Annotated in this window: 2 protein-coding genes; both read right to left on the reverse strand. The window is 59.4% G+C overall.

The annotated features are described in order from the left end of the window. A partial coding sequence (locus HV796_RS42910) for a helix-turn-helix domain-containing protein (RefSeq protein WP_246356412.1) occupies positions 1-570 on the reverse strand: 570 nt, incomplete at its 3' end. Positions 571-623: 53 nt separating this feature from the next. Beyond that, positions 624-770 (reverse strand): DUF5372 family protein, encoded by a 147-nt coding sequence (locus tag HV796_RS42915; RefSeq protein ID WP_343053103.1) that lies wholly within the window; start codon positions 768-770, stop codon positions 624-626. Between the last annotated feature and the right edge of the window lie 14 nt (positions 771-784).

The raw sequence follows: 784 nt of genomic DNA on the forward strand, positions 1-784 counted from the left end.
TTTTTTTTTGCGCGCGATCGCGCGTTCGATGCTGCGGGGGTGGACCGAGATGCCAAGCTCGGATTCCAGTTGCTCGGCTAGCGCGCGCGCGTGAATGGAGCCGTCGCCTTCGAGATGTCGTTCGACGAAGGCCATTGCCTCGAGATTGAGTTTGTGTGCCCCCTTGGGTCCACGCGGTTTCGGCATAAGTCCTGCCAGGCCATCGCGCGCAAATGCTGCCTCGGCCTGATAGAAGGTCGGGCGGGACACACCGAACAGCTCTGCCGCGTCGGCCTTCGAGGCGCCATCGACGCTGACGTGGCGCAGCATCTCGTACTTGACCTGGATCAGGTCGCGGGCGTCGAAGAAATCGTTCGATTGAAACCAGGGAGCCCGAACCCGTTCGGGATGAGGATTCAGCACGCCGCGGCGCCTGAGGCGATCCTGCTTCAAATCGGGCTTGGTCAAGGTCACTGCGCCGGTGTGAGGTGTGTAATTTAAAATATGCCGCCAGTGATTCAATGTCAAGGCCACGCCAGACACGGAAACGTAGCCTGACTGGCGAAGTTTCAATATATTGGCCACAGCCATCAAGTGTCCGCGTGATCATTGCAGCGTTATTTAGCTTACACTGGCGGCGTAATTTACTTGACACGACCCAAGACCTCCGGCCTCAGGTCGTCAATCAGCGCGCGCAGCCTTCGAAGATCCTCGACACGAAACTCGGAGCGTCCCGCCGCAGTCTGGGCGAATGCGTCCGGCTCGTCCACATCAGTCCATGAGGCCAGTATCGACGCTAGCCGGC

This window comes from Paraburkholderia humisilvae (assembly GCF_902859855.1).
Taxonomy (GTDB): Bacteria; Pseudomonadota; Gammaproteobacteria; order Burkholderiales; family Burkholderiaceae; genus Paraburkholderia; species Paraburkholderia humisilvae.